The sequence below is a fragment of the Pantoea sp. WMus005 genome, from assembly GCF_013415305.1.
Taxonomy (GTDB): domain Bacteria; phylum Pseudomonadota; class Gammaproteobacteria; order Enterobacterales; family Enterobacteriaceae; genus Pantoea; species Pantoea rara.
Window position 1 is genome coordinate 200,282 of the sequence record NZ_JACBXU010000003.1, and the last position, 16,275, is coordinate 216,556.

Consider the following 16,275-nt stretch of genomic DNA (forward strand, 5'->3'; position numbering starts at 1 on the left):
ATCAGGACAGACTGTACGGGGTAATGCACAATGGCGATCGATATGGCGCTGCTGGATGCCGTAGTCGAGGTGGCAAAAGCGGGAGGATTCAGGGAAGCGGCGCGCGTCGCGGGCAGCAATGCTTCGCGGCTGAGCGATGCGGTACGACGGGCGGAGCAGCAACTGGGGATTCGACTGTTTCATCGCACCACACGCACCGTGGTGTTAACCGAAGCGGGCAGGGCGCTGATAGAGCGTCTTCTGCCCGCAATGAATGAAGTTAACGCCGCGCTGGATGCGTTGAATCGTTACCGCAACACGCCAGGCGGCACGCTGCGGCTGAATGTCCCGGTCAGCGCCACGCGGCTGGTGCTGCCTGCTCTGGTACCAGAGTTCCTGCGGCGTTATCCCGATATCCGGCTGGAAATCGTTGCGGAAAGCAATGTGCAGGACGTTTTTCGTGACGGCTGTGACGCCGGGATTCGCTACGATGAGCGGCTTGAGCAGGATAGGGTGGCGATACCGATTGGCCCGCGTCAGCAGCGGTTCGCGCTGGCGGCTTCCCCGGCTTACCTGGCTGAATATGTCCGACCGGAACACCCACGCGATTTGATTCATCACCGCTGCCTGCGTGGCCGTTATGCCAGTGGCATCATGGCAGACTGGACCTTTAGTCTGGAGGGTGAAGAGATCAGTGTTGAAACCAGCGGGCCGCTGGTGGTCACCGTCGGTGGTGCAATGGATCTGGCGGTGGAGGCGGCCATCGCCGGGACCGGCGTGATCTATCTGTTTGATGAGTGGCTCCGCCCAGCCCTGGACAGCGGCAGGCTGGAACCGCTGCTGCAATCCTGGTGGCTGACTTTTTCCGGTCCATGGCTTTACTACAACGATCGACGTCTGATCCCGGCCCCGCTTCAGGCCTTTATCGACTTTGTCCGCGAAAAAAACTCAGCTATACCAGCTGAACCCCTGCGGAACCCGTGAAAATCCGGCATGTCGCAGCGTGTTAAGCAGCGGTGACTGCGTGACCGGTTCCCCATCCACCGTCTCCAGCGTAAAGCTGGCGGACTTATCCCGTTTCAGCGCCACGCCCAAAGCCGCCACGGCCGCCTCAAGCCGTGCAGGATCATCGCTGAAGGTCAGCAACTCCTTGCCTGATGGCGTCAGATAAAGCATCAGTGCGCCGCCTGCGATCACGATCCGTGCGCCCTGTCGCCGGGTCAGGCGAATGCCGCTGGCGTGGGACGGCCAGCTCAGCATTGCGCCAAAGGGATTCGCCGGATCAATCGCGGTCAGTGACAAAGCCTCGGTTGTGATTTCCGGGTTATCTGCCAGCATCCGCAGCCGTTCAATAGTCAGATTGTCAGCAAACTGCGCACCACCTGCACCGGCCACAAAACGCCCGCGCAGTAGCCGACCGGCATCTTCCATGCCACGTAACACCGGCTGCAGCGCGGGAAATCCGCCAGGGATTTGTTCCGATATTGCACAGCCACGTGTGATCACCCCATAACGGTCGAGTAAATTTTCCACCAGCGACAGAGCCATCCGGGCAGGCGCAATCTCCGTTCTGATAACCCGTGACCAGCGCCCCGCCAGCGTGTTGACCGCCGGACGGCGCGCGGGCAGAGCGCCTGGTGTGAAGCGCTGACCAAAGCGGGTACGCAATGCAGGCGCCGGACGCGAACGGGTCACGCCCGGCGTGGTCAGCAACCCCCGTACCGCAATCCAGCTGTCGGAGCTGACATAGCCCTGCCAGACCAGCTGCCACAGGGCGTCATAGATCTCTGTGGGCTGAGTCTCTTCTTCCATCTGCGCCATGATCTCATGAACAAACCACGAGCCACCGCGGCTCAAAACGTCAATAGTCGCCTGCTGTACAGACGTCAGAGGTTGTGTGGTATCAATCACCGGCAGTGTTTCAGCGGCATATTCAGCGAGGTGCAGCGAGATCAGACCATCGTTCTGCCCCAGCACTTTGTGACCGCACCAGATCACCTCGCCACGGGTTAACAGCTCGTCGAGCATCGCGGGCTGATAGTCGGCTATCCTGGCACGCAGGATTGGCGACTCCCATAGCGAGGCCGGTAACGGCACACCCGCCAGTTGCTCGATCACCCGCAACAGCCCGTTTGTACCCAACAATTCCTCACGCTGAGGGCGAAGCAGACCGTGACGCTCCAGCAGCAGGCTGACCCAGGCGGCGGGTGGAACAGGGCGGGTTGCTTCGCGTGCTGATTGCAGTGAACGTAAGCGCAGCCGTTTAAATATTTCGGGGGAGACCCATGCCATTTCCGATTCACCCGTTGCCGCGCCCATATTCAGCAGGCTGCCCTGCTGATGCAAAGAAAGCAGCACCGCATTCACCACGGCGACACCTGCACCAAAATGCATGGCCAGTTGTCGGGCGGTGAACAGCGTGTGGGTACGGGCAAAACGGTTAATCAGATCGCGCAGTGGATCGGCCTGCGGCGCCAGAAAGGTCGCGGGCAGATTGTCAGGTAACACGACGGCCAGCCCATCGCGCAGGCGGGCCGCGTCTTCAATCACTGACCAGCGATCTTCACCCGCGAGAGTAACCGGAATGATTCGCCGGGCGACAGATAACTGCGCGACTGCTTCTGCGATCTGCGAGTCGTTGCCGCTGAACCGTGCCGCAATACCTGCAACGGAGAGCGGACCGAGGTCGCGCAGTACGTCGATAATGCCTTCTGTATGCTGTGCCTGATAGCGGTCATCGAGGCGCTGTAGTTCTTTCTCAACCTGTTCAACAACGTCAGGTGCCAGTAAATCACGCCTGCGGGTCTGGCCGAGCAGTTCACCCAACAGGTTAGTGTCGAGCGTCAGCAATGAGGCGCGCCGTTCTGCCTGAGGTGCATCGCTGGCGTAGATAAACTCGGCGACGTAACCAAACAGGAGCGGCGCGGCGAAAGGGGAGGGTTGTTCGGTCGTCACCTCAACCATTTTTACGCTGCCCTGTGTCACCTGTTTCATCAAATGGTGAAGCGCAGGCAGGTCGTAGACATCCTGCAGACATTCGCGTGCGGTTTCGATCAGGATTGGGAAATCGTCAAACTGACGTGCGACTTCCAGCAACTGGCCGGCACGCAGTCGTTGCTGCCAGAGCGGCGAGCGCTTACCCGGATTACGTCTCGGTAGCAGCAGCGCGCGAGATGCACATTCCCGAAAGCGGGCGGCAAACAGCGCCGACTGACCGATGCTCTCAGTGACTTCCTGGGTGAGCTGGTCGGCGTCGAACATGAACAGTTCAGCGCCAGGTAACAGCCCCTCGCTGGCAGGAAAGCGGGCCACGATGCCGTCATCGCTGGCCGCAACAGACGCATCAAATCCCATACGTTGCTGGATGCGGGCGGCAATCGCCAGCGCCCAGGGCGCATTGACCCGCTTGCCCCACGGCGAGTGCAGGATCACTCGCCAGTCGCCGATTTCATCACGGCAATGTTCAATCAGCAACGTGCGATCATCCGGCAGCACACCGGTTGCGGCGCGTTGTTCAGCCAGTAAAGCCAGCAGATTGGTGACTGCGCTGAAATTCATTCCCAGCGCCTGCAGCTGTTGCTGCGCATCGTCTGGTGACGCCGCGTTAACCTGACGCAGAAACATCCCGAGGCTGGCACCTGAATCCGCTGAACGGCCAACGCCTTCTCCGCGCCAGAAGGGCAGACGGGCCGGACGGCCGGGCGCGGGTACCACCAGCACCTGATCGTGGGTGATCTGCTGAATCCGCCATGAAGTTGCGCCCAGGGTGATGATGTCGTTGACCCGCGACTCATAGACCATTTCTTCGTCCAGTTCACCGACCCGACGTGATCCCGCCTGCTCTTCACCTTCCGGCAGAATGACGCTGAACATGCCGCGATCGGGAATGGTGCCACCGCTGGTCACGGCCAGATGTTGTGCGCCGGGTCTCGCTGTCAGCAGCCCACTCTGACGATCCCACACCAGCTGCGGCCGCAGCTGAGCAAAGGCGTCCGACGGAAATTTACCCGCCAGCATATCGAGCGTGGCATCAAACAGACGACGCGACAGGCTGCGGAATGGATCGGCCCGGCAGACCTGCGCGTACCACTCATCAGCCTGCAGGGTATCCATTGCCACGGCGGCCAGCGTCTGCTGCGCCAGAATATCGAGCGGATTTCGCGGGGGAGCCAGCGCATCAAGCTGACCCTCGCGCATCGACTTCAGGATCACCGCTGAATCCAGCAAATCGCGTCGGGTGCGCGGAAACAGGATGCCGGTGGAGGTGCCGCCGACCTGATGCCCGGCGCGCCCCACACGCTGCAGGGCGCTGGCGACTGATAGTGGTGCTCCCACCTGAATCACCAGATCCACCGGCCCCATATCAATGCCCAGTTCCAGGCTGGAAGTCGCCACCACGCAGCGCAGACTGCCCTGCTTCAGGGCGGCCTCAATCTCGCCGCGCTGTTCTTTCGAGACGGAACCGTGATGCGAGCGGGCAATAAGATCGTCGGTGTCATTACGCCCTTCATGCTGATCGTCAGCGTTTGTCTGGTGCGCCATGAAACGTGCATTGAGCCGTGCGGTCAGTTTCTCCGCCAGACCACGCGAATTCACAAATACCAGCGTAGCGCGATGAGCCATGACCTGCTGCAGAATGCGCGCTTCAATATGCGGCCAGATTGATCCGCTGGCAGAGGTGGCGTCATCAATCGGGTCATCGGCGCTGGCAATATCGGTCATATCCTCAACCGGTACTTCAATCGTCAGGTGCAGCGTGCGACTGGCGGCCGGATTAACCACCTGAACCGGCTGACAGCCGCCAAGGAAAGCTGCTACCCGCTCAACCGGTCGTACTGTAGCGGACAGCCCGATGCGCTGGGCAGGTTGCGGCAGTAATGCATCCAGTCGCTCCAGACTTAGCGCCAGCTGCGAACCGCGTTTTGATCCCGCTACCGCATGCACCTCATCGACAATCACCGTGGTCACGCCCTGCAGTGTCGTGCGCGCTTTCGACGTCAGCATCAGAAACAGCGATTCGGGTGTGGTAATCAGGATATCGGGCGGGCGTCGCAATAGACGGGCACGCTCAGCGGCAGGGGTATCGCCTGATCGCATGCCGATATTCAGCGTGATCGCGGGCGCATTCAGCGCCTGCCGCTCGGCGTAAACGCCTGCCAGCGGGAGATTCAGGTTGCGCTGAACGTCGGCAGCTAACGCTTTGACTGGCGAAATATAGAGAATACGGGTGGTGGTTTCACGCGTGGGAGCGGGCTGGTCGGTTCTGACCTGAAACAGCGTGTCGATGGCGGTGAGAAAGGCTGCCAGTGTTTTCCCGGAACCGGTAGGCGCGATCACCAGCGCGTGCTCTCCGCCGGCAATGGCCTGCCAGGCCGCTTTTTGTACCGGCGTCGGTGCAGCAAAGGCCGCAGAAAACCAGCGTCGGGTAGCGGGTGAAAACCGCGCTAAGATCACATCAGATTGGGATTTCGACATCATTCTCACGGCAACGCGCAGCCACTGCGCCTGAAATTTATCCGTTGAGTGTAAGTGAAAACCGCCGTTTGTGGATCTGAGTGAACATCGCAGTCGGTATCAATCTTACGCTAGCAGCTCTGACCAATAGAACTGGAGCACCTGCCATTGCCACAACAGGTGTCGTTCAACCCGTCAGTATGAGAAGTGTGCAATCAGACGAGTCAGAACAGAACCGCATTTTAAGTCAGACGTAACGGCGCTGCTGATGGCATATCAGGTTTCAGTTAAGGTGCGGTGAGGGAGGCCACACCGCGCTTACCTGCTGGATACGGATATCAGTAAAGCGTATTTTTTATGCGTGCGGGCAGGGCAGCGTCATACGCTTCGCCATCAATGTCAGAAAGATCTTTGAGTATCGTTCCGGGACTGGGTAGCCTGTTTCGCGCGATTTGTTCAGCAGGATCCCATAATTTAGCGCGAATAATGGCCCGACTGCACTGGAAAAACACACTGTCGACGGTAATACGCAGTACGGTCCTGGGTAATTGATTATTGACGGCGAAGCGCTGGAGCAGCAACGGGTCAGTGTCTATTTCTGCTTTACCATTGATGCGTAACGTCTCGCCAATACCGGGAATGAGAAAAAGCAGCGCGACGCGGTTGTCATGCAAAATATTGCGCAGGCTGTCGATGCGGTTGTTGCCGCGTCTGTCGGGTAACAACAGGGTTTTGTCATCTTCAATGTTGATAAAACCTGCCGGGTCGCCGCGCGGTGAAACATCCAGTCCCTCCGGCCCCGACGTTGCCAGCGCGACTAAAGGCGAGGCGGCGATAAATGGACGATAGGTGGAATGAATGTGGTCGGTCACCTTAGCGATAGAGGGCCGGCCAACCGTGCCGTAAAGACGCTCAAGTTCAGTCAGTTCGGTGATGATGCTGCGCTGTTCAGCCATTATTGCACTTTCCTTTCATCGATCAGATTCCGGGACGTGGAAACGCCACAATTCTGCTACGCCAGTTTTAGCGCAACTCTACCACCATTACCTGCGGGTTCAGAACCGATACGTCACCCGTTGTGATAATGGCCTCGCATGAATGTCCTGACGCCATTGCCGAAAAAGTTTATTACCTGTCATGACTACATTTTGTCCGCTCTATGCCGATAGCAGAAAGACATTACAACCTGATTACATCCACCAGTGAGACTCGCCATTGAAAATTTCAACTCGACTGTATGCCGGCTTTGGCCTGCTCATTCTGCTATTTATTCTCTGCAGCGGTATTGCATTACACGCTCTTAATAATGCCCGAAATGGCATGAACGATGTGGTTAATGTGCAGATGAAACGCTATCAGATGGTGCTTGATATGCGTGGCAGCCTGCGTGATATGGGCATTGCAGTGCGCAATATGGCGTTACTGACCGATACCAAAGCGATGGAGCCGGAGTGGAAACGGTTGCAGACACAGAAGGCGCTTTACATCACCAACCGTGAGAAGCTGGCCCGCATGATGGACGATGCCACGCCCGCCGCCCGCGAGGCATTTAATAAAGGATTGTCGGTAGAAAAGTCCACGCTCGACTCGCTGGAAGAGGCCGGTCGTCTCGGCCTTGCTAATCGTCCTCAGGAAGCCACAACCTACCTGCTGACCGTGACGCGAGCTGCACAGCGTACTCTGCTTGATGCGCTTAATACCCTTTCAACAATCCAGAGTGAGGAGGGGCAGAGAGCGGTGGTGATGAGCAGTGATTCTTCAGCGCGTACCGGCTTCACGCTGATGATTCTGGCGGGCATTTCAATCCTGCTGGCTCTGGCGACTTGTCTGTTTACTGTGCGCACGCTCATGCGTCAACTGGGAGGAGAACCCGCTCAGGCGCAGCGGCTTGCTGCAGCCATCGCCTCTGGCGATCTGACGACTACGGTGGCATTGCGACACGGCGATACCCGGAGCCTGCTGGCCTCACTGGATAGTATGCAGACCAACCTACGCGAACTGGTTTCACGAATCAAAGAATCTGCAGGCTCTGTGGCGCTGGCGGCGGATGAGATTTCCCGCGGTAACACCGAGTTGTCTTCACGCACTGAAGAGCAGGCGGCGGCGCTGCAGGAAACGGCTGCCAGTATGGAACAACTTACCGCCACGGTGAAGAGTAATACGCTGGGTGCACAGCAGACGGCCGGTTCGGCACGTGAAACCGCCTCACTGGCGCGCAGTGGGGAAAATGATGTCCATCAGATGTCCGAAACCATGAATGGTATCTCACTCAGTGCGGCAAAAATTCGCGATATCACCAGTGTGATCGAGGGCATCGCCTTCCAGACCAACATTCTGGCGCTCAATGCGGCCGTTGAAGCCGCAAGAGCCGGAGAAGAGGGACGTGGATTTGCCGTCGTCGCAGGTGAAGTTCGTTCGCTTGCGCAGCGAAGCGCGACCGCAGCACGGGATATCAAATCGCTGATTGAGCAGACGGTCGGCCAGGTAGAGCAAGGCGTCTCGGTGGCCGCCGGCACTGGCCAGAGCATTCTGAAGATTGTGGGTATGGTGAGTGAACTGGCTGAAGCGATGGACAATATTTCCCTTTCCTCGTCCGAGCAGATGCAGGGCATTTCGCAGGTCAGTGTTGCCGTCAGCCAGATGGATGGGGTGACGCAAAATAACGCCGCGCTGGTGGAAGAGTCTTCATCGGCTTCACAGTCACTATCTGAACAGGCACATGCGTTACGTGGCATGGTTGATTCGTTTCGTGTTCACAGTGCAGCTTAACTGCCAGGTGTAAGAAAGGAACGGACGCGAGCAGATAGCGCGTCCGTTTTTTCTGATGGGGTACCGCCATGATTCAGCGGGCCTGGTTGAGATGCGGCATACTTTCCGCGGTTAGCCAACGGTTGAAGAGCCGGAAAAGTTGGTGTCAGAAGAGGCTGCTGCTATAAAGAAGTATCGGATTGGTACCCTAAAGGAGCAAAGGATGATTTGGGAATCAGAGCGATTGCTCTACAGATATACCGTTCGTGAGGATCTCGACGACCTCTTCAGAATCTATAGCGACCCCGACACGCATAAATTCAACCCGCGCGGTCCGTGGCCAGACAGGGAATATGCTGTTCAGTCCCTGGAGCGCACGCTGCAACTCTACAAAGATCAGGGTTTTGGCGACTGGACGATATGTGAGAAAGCGCATCCGGAAAAAATCATCGGCTTTGGTGGCGTCTTCCGAAGCCGGTTCGACGGCCGTCAGACTAACAATCTCGGTTACCGTTTTGAGCCAGCGGCCTGGGGAAAAGGGTATGCGACCGAGCTTTCCCGCAGAGCGATTCGTTACGGATTTGAGGAGGCCGGACTGAGTGTCATCACGGGGGTGACACGCGAGAACCACCTGGCTTCGCGCCGTGTATTAGAAAAAGCAGGCTTAACCTTTTTGAAAAAGGTCGATGATCCAGAGGGGTTTCCTCCCAACCTGATGTTTACCCTTAGCCGAGGCGAATGGCTTGCGGCAGGTAATGCCGTGAACGCATCCCTCTGATCTTTACACCTGTCACTCAGACGTGGCGAAATCTGCGCCACTTTTTCTCACTCAGACCCTTTAAAGCGTCTCTTATCCCGCGATTAACTCGCCGCTGCCTGAATTACTTTATCCATCTTGTTCCGGGGAGGATTTATGGATATTCGTACAATTTTTATTTCAGCAGTCATGGCAGTGAGTCTTTTATGGATCGGCGCATCAGATAACCGTTCGTCACATCTCACCGCCGAGCCAGTTAAGTCCGTCCTGAGTAAACTTCAGCCTTAATGTTATTTGCCGGATAGCACACCTTCTCGCCTGTTCTTTGCTGCGTCAGCGGCCATTTCAGATCAGCGCGCAATAAAGGGCAGGGCGGCTTCTGAGATCAGGTGCTGCAACAGCGCCCGCGCCGGGTCATCGCCCTGATCTGAGCGGGCCAGCGCGATACCCAGATAGCCGGGTTGTGGCAGCCGCTGTGATTCCGTCACCAGCGTTTCCGGCATTCCTGCGCGGGTGCGCAGAGTCATCCCCAGCCCGGCCTGTACTGCTGCCCAAATCCCGCTAAGACTGTGGCTGGTAAACACTATCCGCCATGGAATGCCTGCCTCATCCAGTGCCAGCGTGGCGCGTGTTCGCATTACACAGGGCGCATCAAATGCCACCAGCGGCAGCGCTTCGCCGCGCTGCAGATACCCCGCCAGATCAAACGCAGGATGTTGAATCCAGACCAACGGACACTGACCAATCAACTGTGTGCTCGCCTGTTGTTCTGCCTGCCACAGCAACGCCAAATCCAGCTCATGACGTGCCAGCGCCGTCAGCAGCGGCAGGTTTCTGTCGACGCGTGCGGTCAGCATCACATCCGGATGCTGACGGTTAAACGCACCGAGAATGGCAGGCATCAACGCCTCGCCAAAATCCTCCTGCATCCCGATGCGTATTTCACCCTGCAACGCTTCGCCTTTCACGGCCCGTAACGTCTCATCGTTCAGTGACAGCAGCCGTCTGGCGTAACTCATCAGTTGTTCACCGCTGGGGGTCAGTTGCAGATGCCGCCCTTTTTTCATCACCAGCGCCGTGCCGCACTGCTGCTCCAGTTTTTTAAGCTGCGCACTGACGGCTGAGGTCGACCGGCAAAGATGCTGTGCAGCCAGCGCAAAGCTGCCCGCATCAATGCCTGCCACGAAACTGCGCAGCGCATCTATATCGAGTGACTCCGGTAACTTAGTCATTATCGTCCTGTAAAGGTGGATGGTTAATGCTGATTAATTTGATTTTCAGGACTAAAGGCCTGAGTGACACTCTCACTGACTACTCAGGAGTGTGCAATGAAAAATTCACTGGATCGGGAAACACTGGCGCAGCGCGCGCCAAAACTGGCCGAACTCACTCAGCAGGTGCTGTTTGGTGATATCTGGCAGCGCGACGGGCTGTCACCGCGCGAACGCAGCCTGCTAACGCTGGCAACCTTAACCGCGTTGGGGCGCGTCCAGCAGCTGCCATGGCACATTGATTTTGCCCGTAAGAATGGGCTGACGCAGGATGAGCTGGTGGAAAGCTTCACCCATCTGGCGTTTTACGCAGGCTGGCCGGCCGCCGTCACCGCGCTGGGCTTTCTGGAGGATAACCACTGATGCCCTTCACCCGAATAACGTTGCGTCAGCGCTACAACGAGGCGGCCCTGCATCAGATCTCCATGCTGCTTCAGCAGGCGCTGGTGGAAGAATTTGACGTGCCTGAGCACGATTGTTTTCAGGTGATTGAGATGCTTCCTGCTTCTCAGCGGGTATTTGACCGCCACTATCTCAGCGGTGGGCGCAGCGATAATTTCGTGCTGTTTCAGGTGACGGCAGGCCGACCGCGATCCCGGCAACAGAAGCAGCGGTTTTATCATGCACTCTGTGTGGCACTTCAGGCTGAGATGGCAATTGATCCTGACGACGTGATGATCATTATTCAGTTCAACAGCACCGAAGAGTGGAGCTTTAGCGGCGGCCAGATGCTGGCACTGGAGGCGTTATGATTATCATGCACTATCGTTTTACTCTGCCTGCTGATTACGATATGGGCATCATTGAACAGCGCATCAGGCTAAACGGTGCCCGGCTGGATGGCTTTCCGGGTCTGGTGGCCAAAGCGTATCTCTGTGCCTGCCTTGACGATGGCGGACTGAATGAAAACCGTTATGCGCCGGTCTATTTCTGGCGGGAGGCGAGTGGCATGCAGCGTTTCCTGCAAAGTCATGGCTTCGCGACACTGGTCAGGGATTTTGGCTGGCCGGGCATCGAAAGCTGGCTGACGCTGGAGGGGCAAACCCACATCACGAATCTGGCTGAAGCCCGCTTTATGACGCTGAAGCGCTGGACGATTCCAGCGCATTCCGATCTGACGGCACTGCCGGAAACCGCAGGTTTACGCGCCTGGGATGTGACCCGCTGGCAGGGAATAAACATTGACGCGTCTCAGCATCGACCTTCCGGCGAGCAGGAAGTTTATCGCATCGGTTATCTGGCGCGGGGTGCAGCGGCTGCAGATTTACAGCTGTAGCCGCTGAGAGATCGCGGTTTGCGCCTTAAAGGGCAAAAATAGCTTCAATCTCGATGCGCAGGTCTGTGGAGAAAAGGCCGCTGACCTGAACCAGCGAGCTGGCAGGCAGATGCTCACCATAATGGCGATAAAGCACTTCCCGCAGCGCGGCGATCTCCGTAAAAGAGGTGATAAATATTGTGACTTTCAGCAGCGCGGCGAGGGACGTCTTCTCAGCAGCAGCAACAGCTTTAAGTTGTTCAAAAATAGCCTCTGCCTGTTCAGCGATATCGCCCTGCTGAGCCGCAGTCCCAAAGGCGGTCAGCCCGGAGACATAAAGCGTTGCGCCATGTTTAACGGCGTGGACATACGGTGCTTTGACTTCGCCCAGTTGTGGATAATTCTTACGTTCTGGCAGGGTCATACTTTCTCCTTCACTCTTTGAATGATCAGATAATACTCCCCGCCATCTTTCAGCGCCTCAGCAGTTGCTGGCAGATAACATTATCCTGCGCGGCGCGCTGTTGCTCATCAGTCGTCAGTTGCTGCCAGCGGCCAATGACACTGCGGCCCAGCGCGGGTTTATAAGCAATTTTTTGCAGTGCATAGTCAGAGTTGCCGCCTTCAATAACGTTTTGCATCTGCCGGTCGAGCGGTTGCGCACTGTCATGATCAATTGCGCAGAAAACCGCAACGTAATACGCCTTATCTTCCTCACTGTCGTGAGGGATAATCCACCAGGCAACCAGAGCAAGGATCAGCAACAGGGGAAAGATGTATTTTATTTTAGCCATTGAAGTCACCGGTTGTGTGGCGTTAAGTCAGCCGGATATGGCCAGACGCAGGGCGCGTATCCTGCCACACATTCAGGTCATCGTTAACCCTGTTTAACCGGTGTTAAGGCAATGTTCAACTTGCTGGCGCTTCAATCAGCGTCGCACTGACCTGCACACCTGGCATCATCTGCTGCAAGCCTGTGACCAGATCGTCGCTGGCCTGCTGCAGTGCGGAGAGCGGCATCGCGGGCAGGCTTTCCAGAATGAACCACATCTGACGTGCGCTGGCATCCAGTCGGGTTCGTACACCCTGACGCCAGTTCCAGCGGCGGCAGGTTACGCCTTCATCGTCACGCCAGATCACTTCACCCGGTTCCGGTGACTCGTAAACCACCTCGCCCTCTTTGACGGTATCGAAACGTTCACTGCCGTCAGCAATCACCAGACGCGGCGCGCCAGCATAAGCAGCGATATTTTCACCGCCGACAGGCAGGGCGTAACGAATGCTGATGGCGTTATAGAGATCGACAACCGGATCGATAGCCGGCAATGCGCCATCCCGCAGCACGCGCTTGCGTAATGCTTCAGCAGAACAGGGCGTTCGTTTTGCTTTGGCACCAAAGGCTTTGAACACCTCAGCCCACGCAACAAGATGCGCGTCTGCCCAGACCACATCATCATTTAACACCTGCTGGCAGGCGCTTTTCAGTGCTTCGCTGGCGACCTCCGGTCGGGTGAGCGGTGCAGCCTCCACCACAATACTCATGGCACGAAAGCCTGGGGCGAGCGCGAAAACGGCGGGATCGATTGACGGATGAACAGATAACATCGGATACTCTCTCAGTGACTAATTTATTTCATAGTAATGACCGATGACCAAAAAAGTCAATATAACGACCGATGCAGGCGCCGATGTTGCCAGTGTTAATCAGGCTGTTTCAGACAGCATAAAAAGCTGGCGTAAAAGCCAGAAGCTCTCGCTGGACGAATTATCCCGCCGCGCAGGCGTCAGTAAAGGGATGCTGGTCGAGATCGAAAAAGGCGCTGCCAATCCCAGCATTGCCATTCTCTGTAAAGTGGCTGCCGCGCTGGGCGTCTCGGTGGCCGATATCGTTAACGTTTCGCATGCGCCGGACGCCTGGCTGATAGAGACCAGCGATATGCCGGTATTGTGGCAGGGCGAGCAGGGCGGTAGTGCGAAGATGCTGGCAGGAACACGCGGGCCGGATATGATCGAGCTATGGCGCTGGCAGATGTTTGCGGGCGAGGTGTTCAGTTCAACCGGCCATTCTTCGGGCACGCTCGAACTGCTGCACGTTGAGCAGGGCACGCTGGCACTAACAGTGGGTGAGCAGTCCCTGGTGGTGCAGCAGGGCTGTGCTGCTGTTGCGCGTACCGATATACCGCATGCCTATGCCAGTGCTGATGATCAGCCAGTTATCTTCACCATGACGGTGGCCGAACTCCAGCGCTGACGGTGCTATCCTGCTTCGCCGGGAAACGCCAGCAGCAGTGTTTTCAGCAGCCTCTCCAGCTCGGCGCGTTCTGACGCGGCCAGCGGCGCCAGCACTGCCTCCTGCGTTGCAGTATGAACACGGAGTGCGTCCTCAATCTGTTGCTGCCCGTGAGGCGTCAGCCCTACCAGCATACTGCGCTTGTCATCCGGTGCGGCAACACGTTCAATCAGTTGCTGCTGTTCAAGCCGGTTCAGGCGATTTGTCATCGCGCCGGAGGTCACCAGTAGCGCCTGGTAGAGCTGAGTGGGCGACAGGCGATAGGGTGAGCCCGCCCGTCGCAGCGTCGCCAGCACATCAAATTCCCCCTCCTGAAAGCCAAACGACGCCAGTGCCTGACTGCGCGCTTTCGCCAGATGTTTCATCAGACGCAGCACTCTGCCGAAGATTCGCATGGAAGAGGCATCAAGATTGGGCATCGCGTTGTCCCACTGACTGACAACGAAATCAATATGGTCATGCATAAATCACCTGTAGATGCTGGGGTTATGTTGTCGGGTTGTGCTAAGCCTCTTAACAGAGTGCGCTATTTATCTTAACGTTAAGATAAATAGTGACAGCTCGCTGCTGTCATCGTCAATCCTCAGTCAGGGCCCCGATGATGAAAAATAAAATGTTATTCCCCCTTCTCTTTGCCGCGATCGTTTTTCTTGTTGGGCTGAACCTGCGGCCAATGCTGGCTATTATCGGCCCGCTGTTTCCGGTGTTGCAACAGCATGCCGGTCTGTCGGGCACGTCGTTCAGCCTGCTGACCACGCTGCCGGTGGCGATGATGGGCCTGGCCGCACTTTCTGGCCCGTGGCTCACCGCCCGTATCGGGCCGGTAACAGGCATCGCCGCCGGGTTGCTCTGTCTGACGGCTGCCTGCCTGTGGCGCGGTATTAACCTGACCGCCTTTCAGCTGATGCTTACCGCGCTGGCGGGAGGCGCCGGAATTGGCGTGATACAGGCGCTGATGCCCGCGCTGATTCGGCAACGTTTTGCTGAAGCTGCAGCGACGCTGATGGCACTGTTCAGCACCGGGATTATGGCGGGCGCGGCACTGACCGCAGCCAGTGCCGAACCGCTGTTCTCATGGCTGGGCCTTCAAACCACACTGACGATCTCCGGCGGGTTAGCGCTGTTGACGTTTCTGATCTGGCTGATCTCGGTCAGACGGACATCGCCGATTAATGTAGCCCCGGATGCGACGACACTGACTGTGCCGCGGACTGTGCTGCTGACACTGTTTTTCGGCATTGGCACGGGAGCCTACACGCTGGTGCTGGCCTGGCTGCCGCCATTCTATATTCAGCTGGGCTGGAGTGCGCGTCACAGCGGCTATCTGCTCGCGGCGCTGACCTTAACCGAAGTGGTAGCCGGCTTCATCGTCTCGGCGACATTACATCGTTTTCCCGATCGTCGCCCACTGCTGCTTGGCGTGCTGGCCCTGTTGCTGGCGGGGCTGCTGAGTCTGGTATTTTATCCGGACACGATGCCGGTTTTCTCTGCGCTGTTGCTGGGTTCAGGCATCGGCGCACTCTTTCCGCTGTCGCTGATTGTGACGCTGGACCATGCGCGAAGCGCAAGAGAAGCGGGGGTTTTGCTGTCCAGGGTGCAGGGTGGGGGATACCTGATTGCGGCGCTGATGCCGCTGGTGGCGGGCTGGGTGCGTGACAGCGGTGCGTCACTGAACCAGGCCTGGCTGATTATGAGCGCTGGCGTAGTGTTGCTGATGGTGATGGCCTGGCGCTTCAGACCTGAGATCAGGGCAGCCTGAATAAAGCCGTTGCTGAACACGGCCGATCTGGCATGCTGAAGTGAACCCCCTGAACCCGGAGCGCAGTGTGAAAGTCATTGGTTTGTTAGGCGGCATGTCGTGGGAGTCTACCGCGCTCTATTACCGCATTCTCAATCAGCAGGTTAAACAGCAACTGGGTGGACTGCACTCGGCGGAGCTGGTGCTCTACAGCGTCGATTTTCAGCGCATCGAATACCTTCAGGCAGCGGGCGAGTGGCAGCAGGCGGGCGAGATCCTGGCTGAAGCGGCATGTAATCTGGAGCGGGCTGGCGCGCAGTTTATCGTGCTCTGTACCAACACCATGCATAAAGTGGCCGCGCAAATCAGCGCCGCTACAGACATCCCGCTCCTGCATATCGCCGACGCCACCGGACGCCGCATTCAGCGGGCTGGCGTCTGTAAAGTCGGGTTACTGGCAACGCGATTCACCATGGAACAGGATTTTTATCGCGGGCGACTTCAGCAGCACTTTGGCCTTGAGGTCATCACGCCAGATGAAGCGGACCGTCTGTTGGTGCATGAGGTGATTTACCAGGAACTTTGCCTGGGCGAAATCAATCCTGCCTCGCAACGTCGTTACAGGGAGATCATGCAGAAGCTGGTGGCGCAGGGCGCCGAGGCCATTATTCTGGGCTGCACTGAAATTACACTGCTGGTGGATGCTACGGATGCCAGCGTGCCGCTGTTTGATACCACGCAAATCCACGCGGAAGAGGCGGTGCTCCAGGCTCTGTCTTAATG

General features: G+C 57.5%; 16 protein-coding genes. 9 read left to right on the forward strand and 7 right to left on the reverse strand.

Annotated features, from left to right (window positions below; translation table 11 throughout):
• Positions 1-30: 30 nt before the first annotated feature.
• Positions 31-963 (forward strand): LysR substrate-binding domain-containing protein, encoded by a 933-nt coding sequence (locus tag HZZ01_RS13665; RefSeq protein WP_179898148.1) that lies wholly within the window; start codon positions 31-33, stop codon positions 961-963.
• Here the strand turns inward: HZZ01_RS13665 and HZZ01_RS13670 are convergent.
• Together HZZ01_RS13670 and HZZ01_RS13675 are read right to left on the reverse strand one after the other, a co-directional pair.
• Positions 928-5,457, reverse strand: a complete 4,530-nt coding sequence (locus tag HZZ01_RS13670) for an ATP-dependent helicase (protein WP_179898149.1) — start codon at positions 5,455-5,457, stop codon at positions 928-930. The two genes, HZZ01_RS13665 and HZZ01_RS13670, sit on opposite strands and share 36 nt — an antisense overlap.
• A 314-nt stretch (positions 5,458-5,771) precedes the next feature.
• Positions 5,772-6,389, reverse strand: a complete 618-nt coding sequence (locus HZZ01_RS13675) for a pyridoxamine 5'-phosphate oxidase family protein (RefSeq protein ID WP_179898150.1) — start codon at positions 6,387-6,389, stop codon at positions 5,772-5,774.
• A gap of 259 nt (positions 6,390-6,648) precedes the next feature.
• Between HZZ01_RS13675 and HZZ01_RS13680 the strand changes: the two genes are divergently transcribed.
• Both HZZ01_RS13680 and HZZ01_RS13685 read left to right on the forward strand, forming a co-directional pair.
• The gene (locus HZZ01_RS13680; RefSeq protein ID WP_179898151.1) at positions 6,649-8,202 is read left to right on the forward strand and encodes a methyl-accepting chemotaxis protein; all 1,554 of its coding nucleotides are present in this window, start codon (positions 6,649-6,651) and stop codon (positions 8,200-8,202) included.
• A gap of 202 nt (positions 8,203-8,404) precedes the next feature.
• Complete coding sequence (locus HZZ01_RS13685; RefSeq protein WP_179898152.1) at positions 8,405-8,959, forward strand: GNAT family N-acetyltransferase; 555 nt, start codon at positions 8,405-8,407, stop codon at positions 8,957-8,959.
• Between the two features lie 329 nt (positions 8,960-9,288).
• Here HZZ01_RS13685 and HZZ01_RS13690 read toward each other — a convergent pair whose 3' ends face one another.
• The gene (locus HZZ01_RS13690; RefSeq protein WP_179898153.1) at positions 9,289-10,170 is read right to left on the reverse strand and encodes a LysR substrate-binding domain-containing protein; all 882 of its coding nucleotides are present in this window, start codon (positions 10,168-10,170) and stop codon (positions 9,289-9,291) included.
• A 96-nt stretch (positions 10,171-10,266) separates the two neighbouring features.
• Between HZZ01_RS13690 and HZZ01_RS13695 the strand changes: the two genes are divergently transcribed.
• The 3 genes from HZZ01_RS13695 to HZZ01_RS13705 are packed head-to-tail and all read left to right on the forward strand — an operon-like array spanning position 10,267 to position 11,485.
• Positions 10,267-10,572 carry a carboxymuconolactone decarboxylase family protein gene (locus HZZ01_RS13695; RefSeq protein ID WP_179898154.1) on the forward strand — a complete coding sequence of 102 codons (306 nt, stop codon included), beginning with the start codon at positions 10,267-10,269 and terminating at the stop codon, positions 10,570-10,572.
• Positions 10,572-10,961, forward strand: coding sequence for a tautomerase family protein (locus HZZ01_RS13700; protein ID WP_179898155.1), 390 nt, complete (start codon positions 10,572-10,574; stop codon positions 10,959-10,961). The genes HZZ01_RS13695 and HZZ01_RS13700 overlap by 1 nt, the downstream gene beginning before the upstream one ends.
• Complete coding sequence (locus HZZ01_RS13705; protein WP_179898156.1) at positions 10,958-11,485, forward strand: DUF4865 family protein; 528 nt, start codon at positions 10,958-10,960, stop codon at positions 11,483-11,485. Before HZZ01_RS13700 ends, HZZ01_RS13705 begins: the two co-directional genes overlap by 4 nt.
• Before the next feature lie 25 nt (positions 11,486-11,510).
• Here HZZ01_RS13705 and HZZ01_RS13710 read toward each other — a convergent pair whose 3' ends face one another.
• The 3 genes from HZZ01_RS13710 to HZZ01_RS13720 form a co-directional block, all read right to left on the reverse strand.
• Complete coding sequence (locus tag HZZ01_RS13710; RefSeq protein ID WP_179898157.1) at positions 11,511-11,888, reverse strand: RidA family protein; 378 nt, start codon at positions 11,886-11,888, stop codon at positions 11,511-11,513.
• Positions 11,889-11,937: 49 nt separating this feature from the next.
• Positions 11,938-12,258 (reverse strand): hypothetical protein, encoded by a 321-nt coding sequence (locus HZZ01_RS13715; RefSeq protein WP_179898158.1) that lies wholly within the window; start codon positions 12,256-12,258, stop codon positions 11,938-11,940.
• Positions 12,259-12,373: 115 nt separating this feature from the next.
• Positions 12,374-13,069 carry a B3/4 domain-containing protein gene (locus HZZ01_RS13720; RefSeq protein ID WP_179898159.1) on the reverse strand — a complete coding sequence of 232 codons (696 nt, stop codon included), beginning with the start codon at positions 13,067-13,069 and terminating at the stop codon, positions 12,374-12,376.
• A gap of 43 nt (positions 13,070-13,112) precedes the next feature.
• Here HZZ01_RS13720 and HZZ01_RS13725 point away from each other — a divergent pair, with 43 nt between their 5' ends.
• Complete coding sequence (locus HZZ01_RS13725) at positions 13,113-13,715, forward strand: helix-turn-helix transcriptional regulator (protein ID WP_179898160.1); 603 nt, start codon at positions 13,113-13,115, stop codon at positions 13,713-13,715.
• Between the two features lie 5 nt (positions 13,716-13,720).
• Here HZZ01_RS13725 and HZZ01_RS13730 read toward each other — a convergent pair whose 3' ends face one another.
• A complete protein-coding gene (locus HZZ01_RS13730) occupies positions 13,721-14,218 on the reverse strand; it encodes a MarR family winged helix-turn-helix transcriptional regulator (protein WP_179898161.1) in 498 nt (165 codons plus the stop codon).
• Between the two features lie 137 nt (positions 14,219-14,355).
• Here HZZ01_RS13730 and HZZ01_RS13735 point away from each other — a divergent pair, with 137 nt between their 5' ends.
• Together HZZ01_RS13735 and HZZ01_RS13740 are read left to right on the forward strand one after the other, a co-directional pair.
• Positions 14,356-15,513 (forward strand): MFS transporter, encoded by a 1,158-nt coding sequence (locus tag HZZ01_RS13735; protein WP_179898381.1) that lies wholly within the window; start codon positions 14,356-14,358, stop codon positions 15,511-15,513.
• 67 nt (positions 15,514-15,580) lie between these two features.
• Entirely contained in the window at positions 15,581-16,273 is a 693-nt protein-coding gene (locus HZZ01_RS13740) for an aspartate/glutamate racemase family protein (protein WP_179898162.1), read from the forward strand.
• Positions 16,274-16,275 lie beyond the last annotated feature (2 nt).

What these genes read in the sequence shown, in the direction of transcription:
- HZZ01_RS13665 (WP_179898148.1), top strand. Translation starts at nt 31, where the DNA reads ATGGCGATCGATATGGCGCTGCTGGATGCCGTAGTCGAGGTGGCAAAA.
- HZZ01_RS13670 (WP_179898149.1), bottom strand. Translation starts at nt 5,457, where the DNA reads ATGATGTCGAAATCCCAATCTGATGTGATCTTAGCGCGGTTTTCACCC.
- HZZ01_RS13675 (WP_179898150.1), bottom strand. Translation starts at nt 6,389, where the DNA reads ATGGCTGAACAGCGCAGCATCATCACCGAACTGACTGAACTTGAGCGT.
- HZZ01_RS13685 (WP_179898152.1), top strand. Translation starts at nt 8,405, where the DNA reads ATGATTTGGGAATCAGAGCGATTGCTCTACAGATATACCGTTCGTGAG.
- HZZ01_RS13690 (WP_179898153.1), bottom strand. Translation starts at nt 10,170, where the DNA reads ATGACTAAGTTACCGGAGTCACTCGATATAGATGCGCTGCGCAGTTTC.
- HZZ01_RS13695 (WP_179898154.1), top strand. Translation starts at nt 10,267, where the DNA reads ATGAAAAATTCACTGGATCGGGAAACACTGGCGCAGCGCGCGCCAAAA.
- HZZ01_RS13700 (WP_179898155.1), top strand. Translation starts at nt 10,572, where the DNA reads ATGCCCTTCACCCGAATAACGTTGCGTCAGCGCTACAACGAGGCGGCC.
- HZZ01_RS13705 (WP_179898156.1), top strand. Translation starts at nt 10,958, where the DNA reads ATGATTATCATGCACTATCGTTTTACTCTGCCTGCTGATTACGATATG.
- HZZ01_RS13710 (WP_179898157.1), bottom strand. Translation starts at nt 11,888, where the DNA reads ATGACCCTGCCAGAACGTAAGAATTATCCACAACTGGGCGAAGTCAAA.
- HZZ01_RS13715 (WP_179898158.1), bottom strand. Translation starts at nt 12,258, where the DNA reads ATGGCTAAAATAAAATACATCTTTCCCCTGTTGCTGATCCTTGCTCTG.
- HZZ01_RS13720 (WP_179898159.1), bottom strand. Translation starts at nt 13,069, where the DNA reads ATGTTATCTGTTCATCCGTCAATCGATCCCGCCGTTTTCGCGCTCGCC.
- HZZ01_RS13725 (WP_179898160.1), top strand. Translation starts at nt 13,113, where the DNA reads ATGACCAAAAAAGTCAATATAACGACCGATGCAGGCGCCGATGTTGCC.
- HZZ01_RS13730 (WP_179898161.1), bottom strand. Translation starts at nt 14,218, where the DNA reads ATGCATGACCATATTGATTTCGTTGTCAGTCAGTGGGACAACGCGATG.
- HZZ01_RS13735 (WP_179898381.1), top strand. Translation starts at nt 14,356, where the DNA reads ATGAAAAATAAAATGTTATTCCCCCTTCTCTTTGCCGCGATCGTTTTT.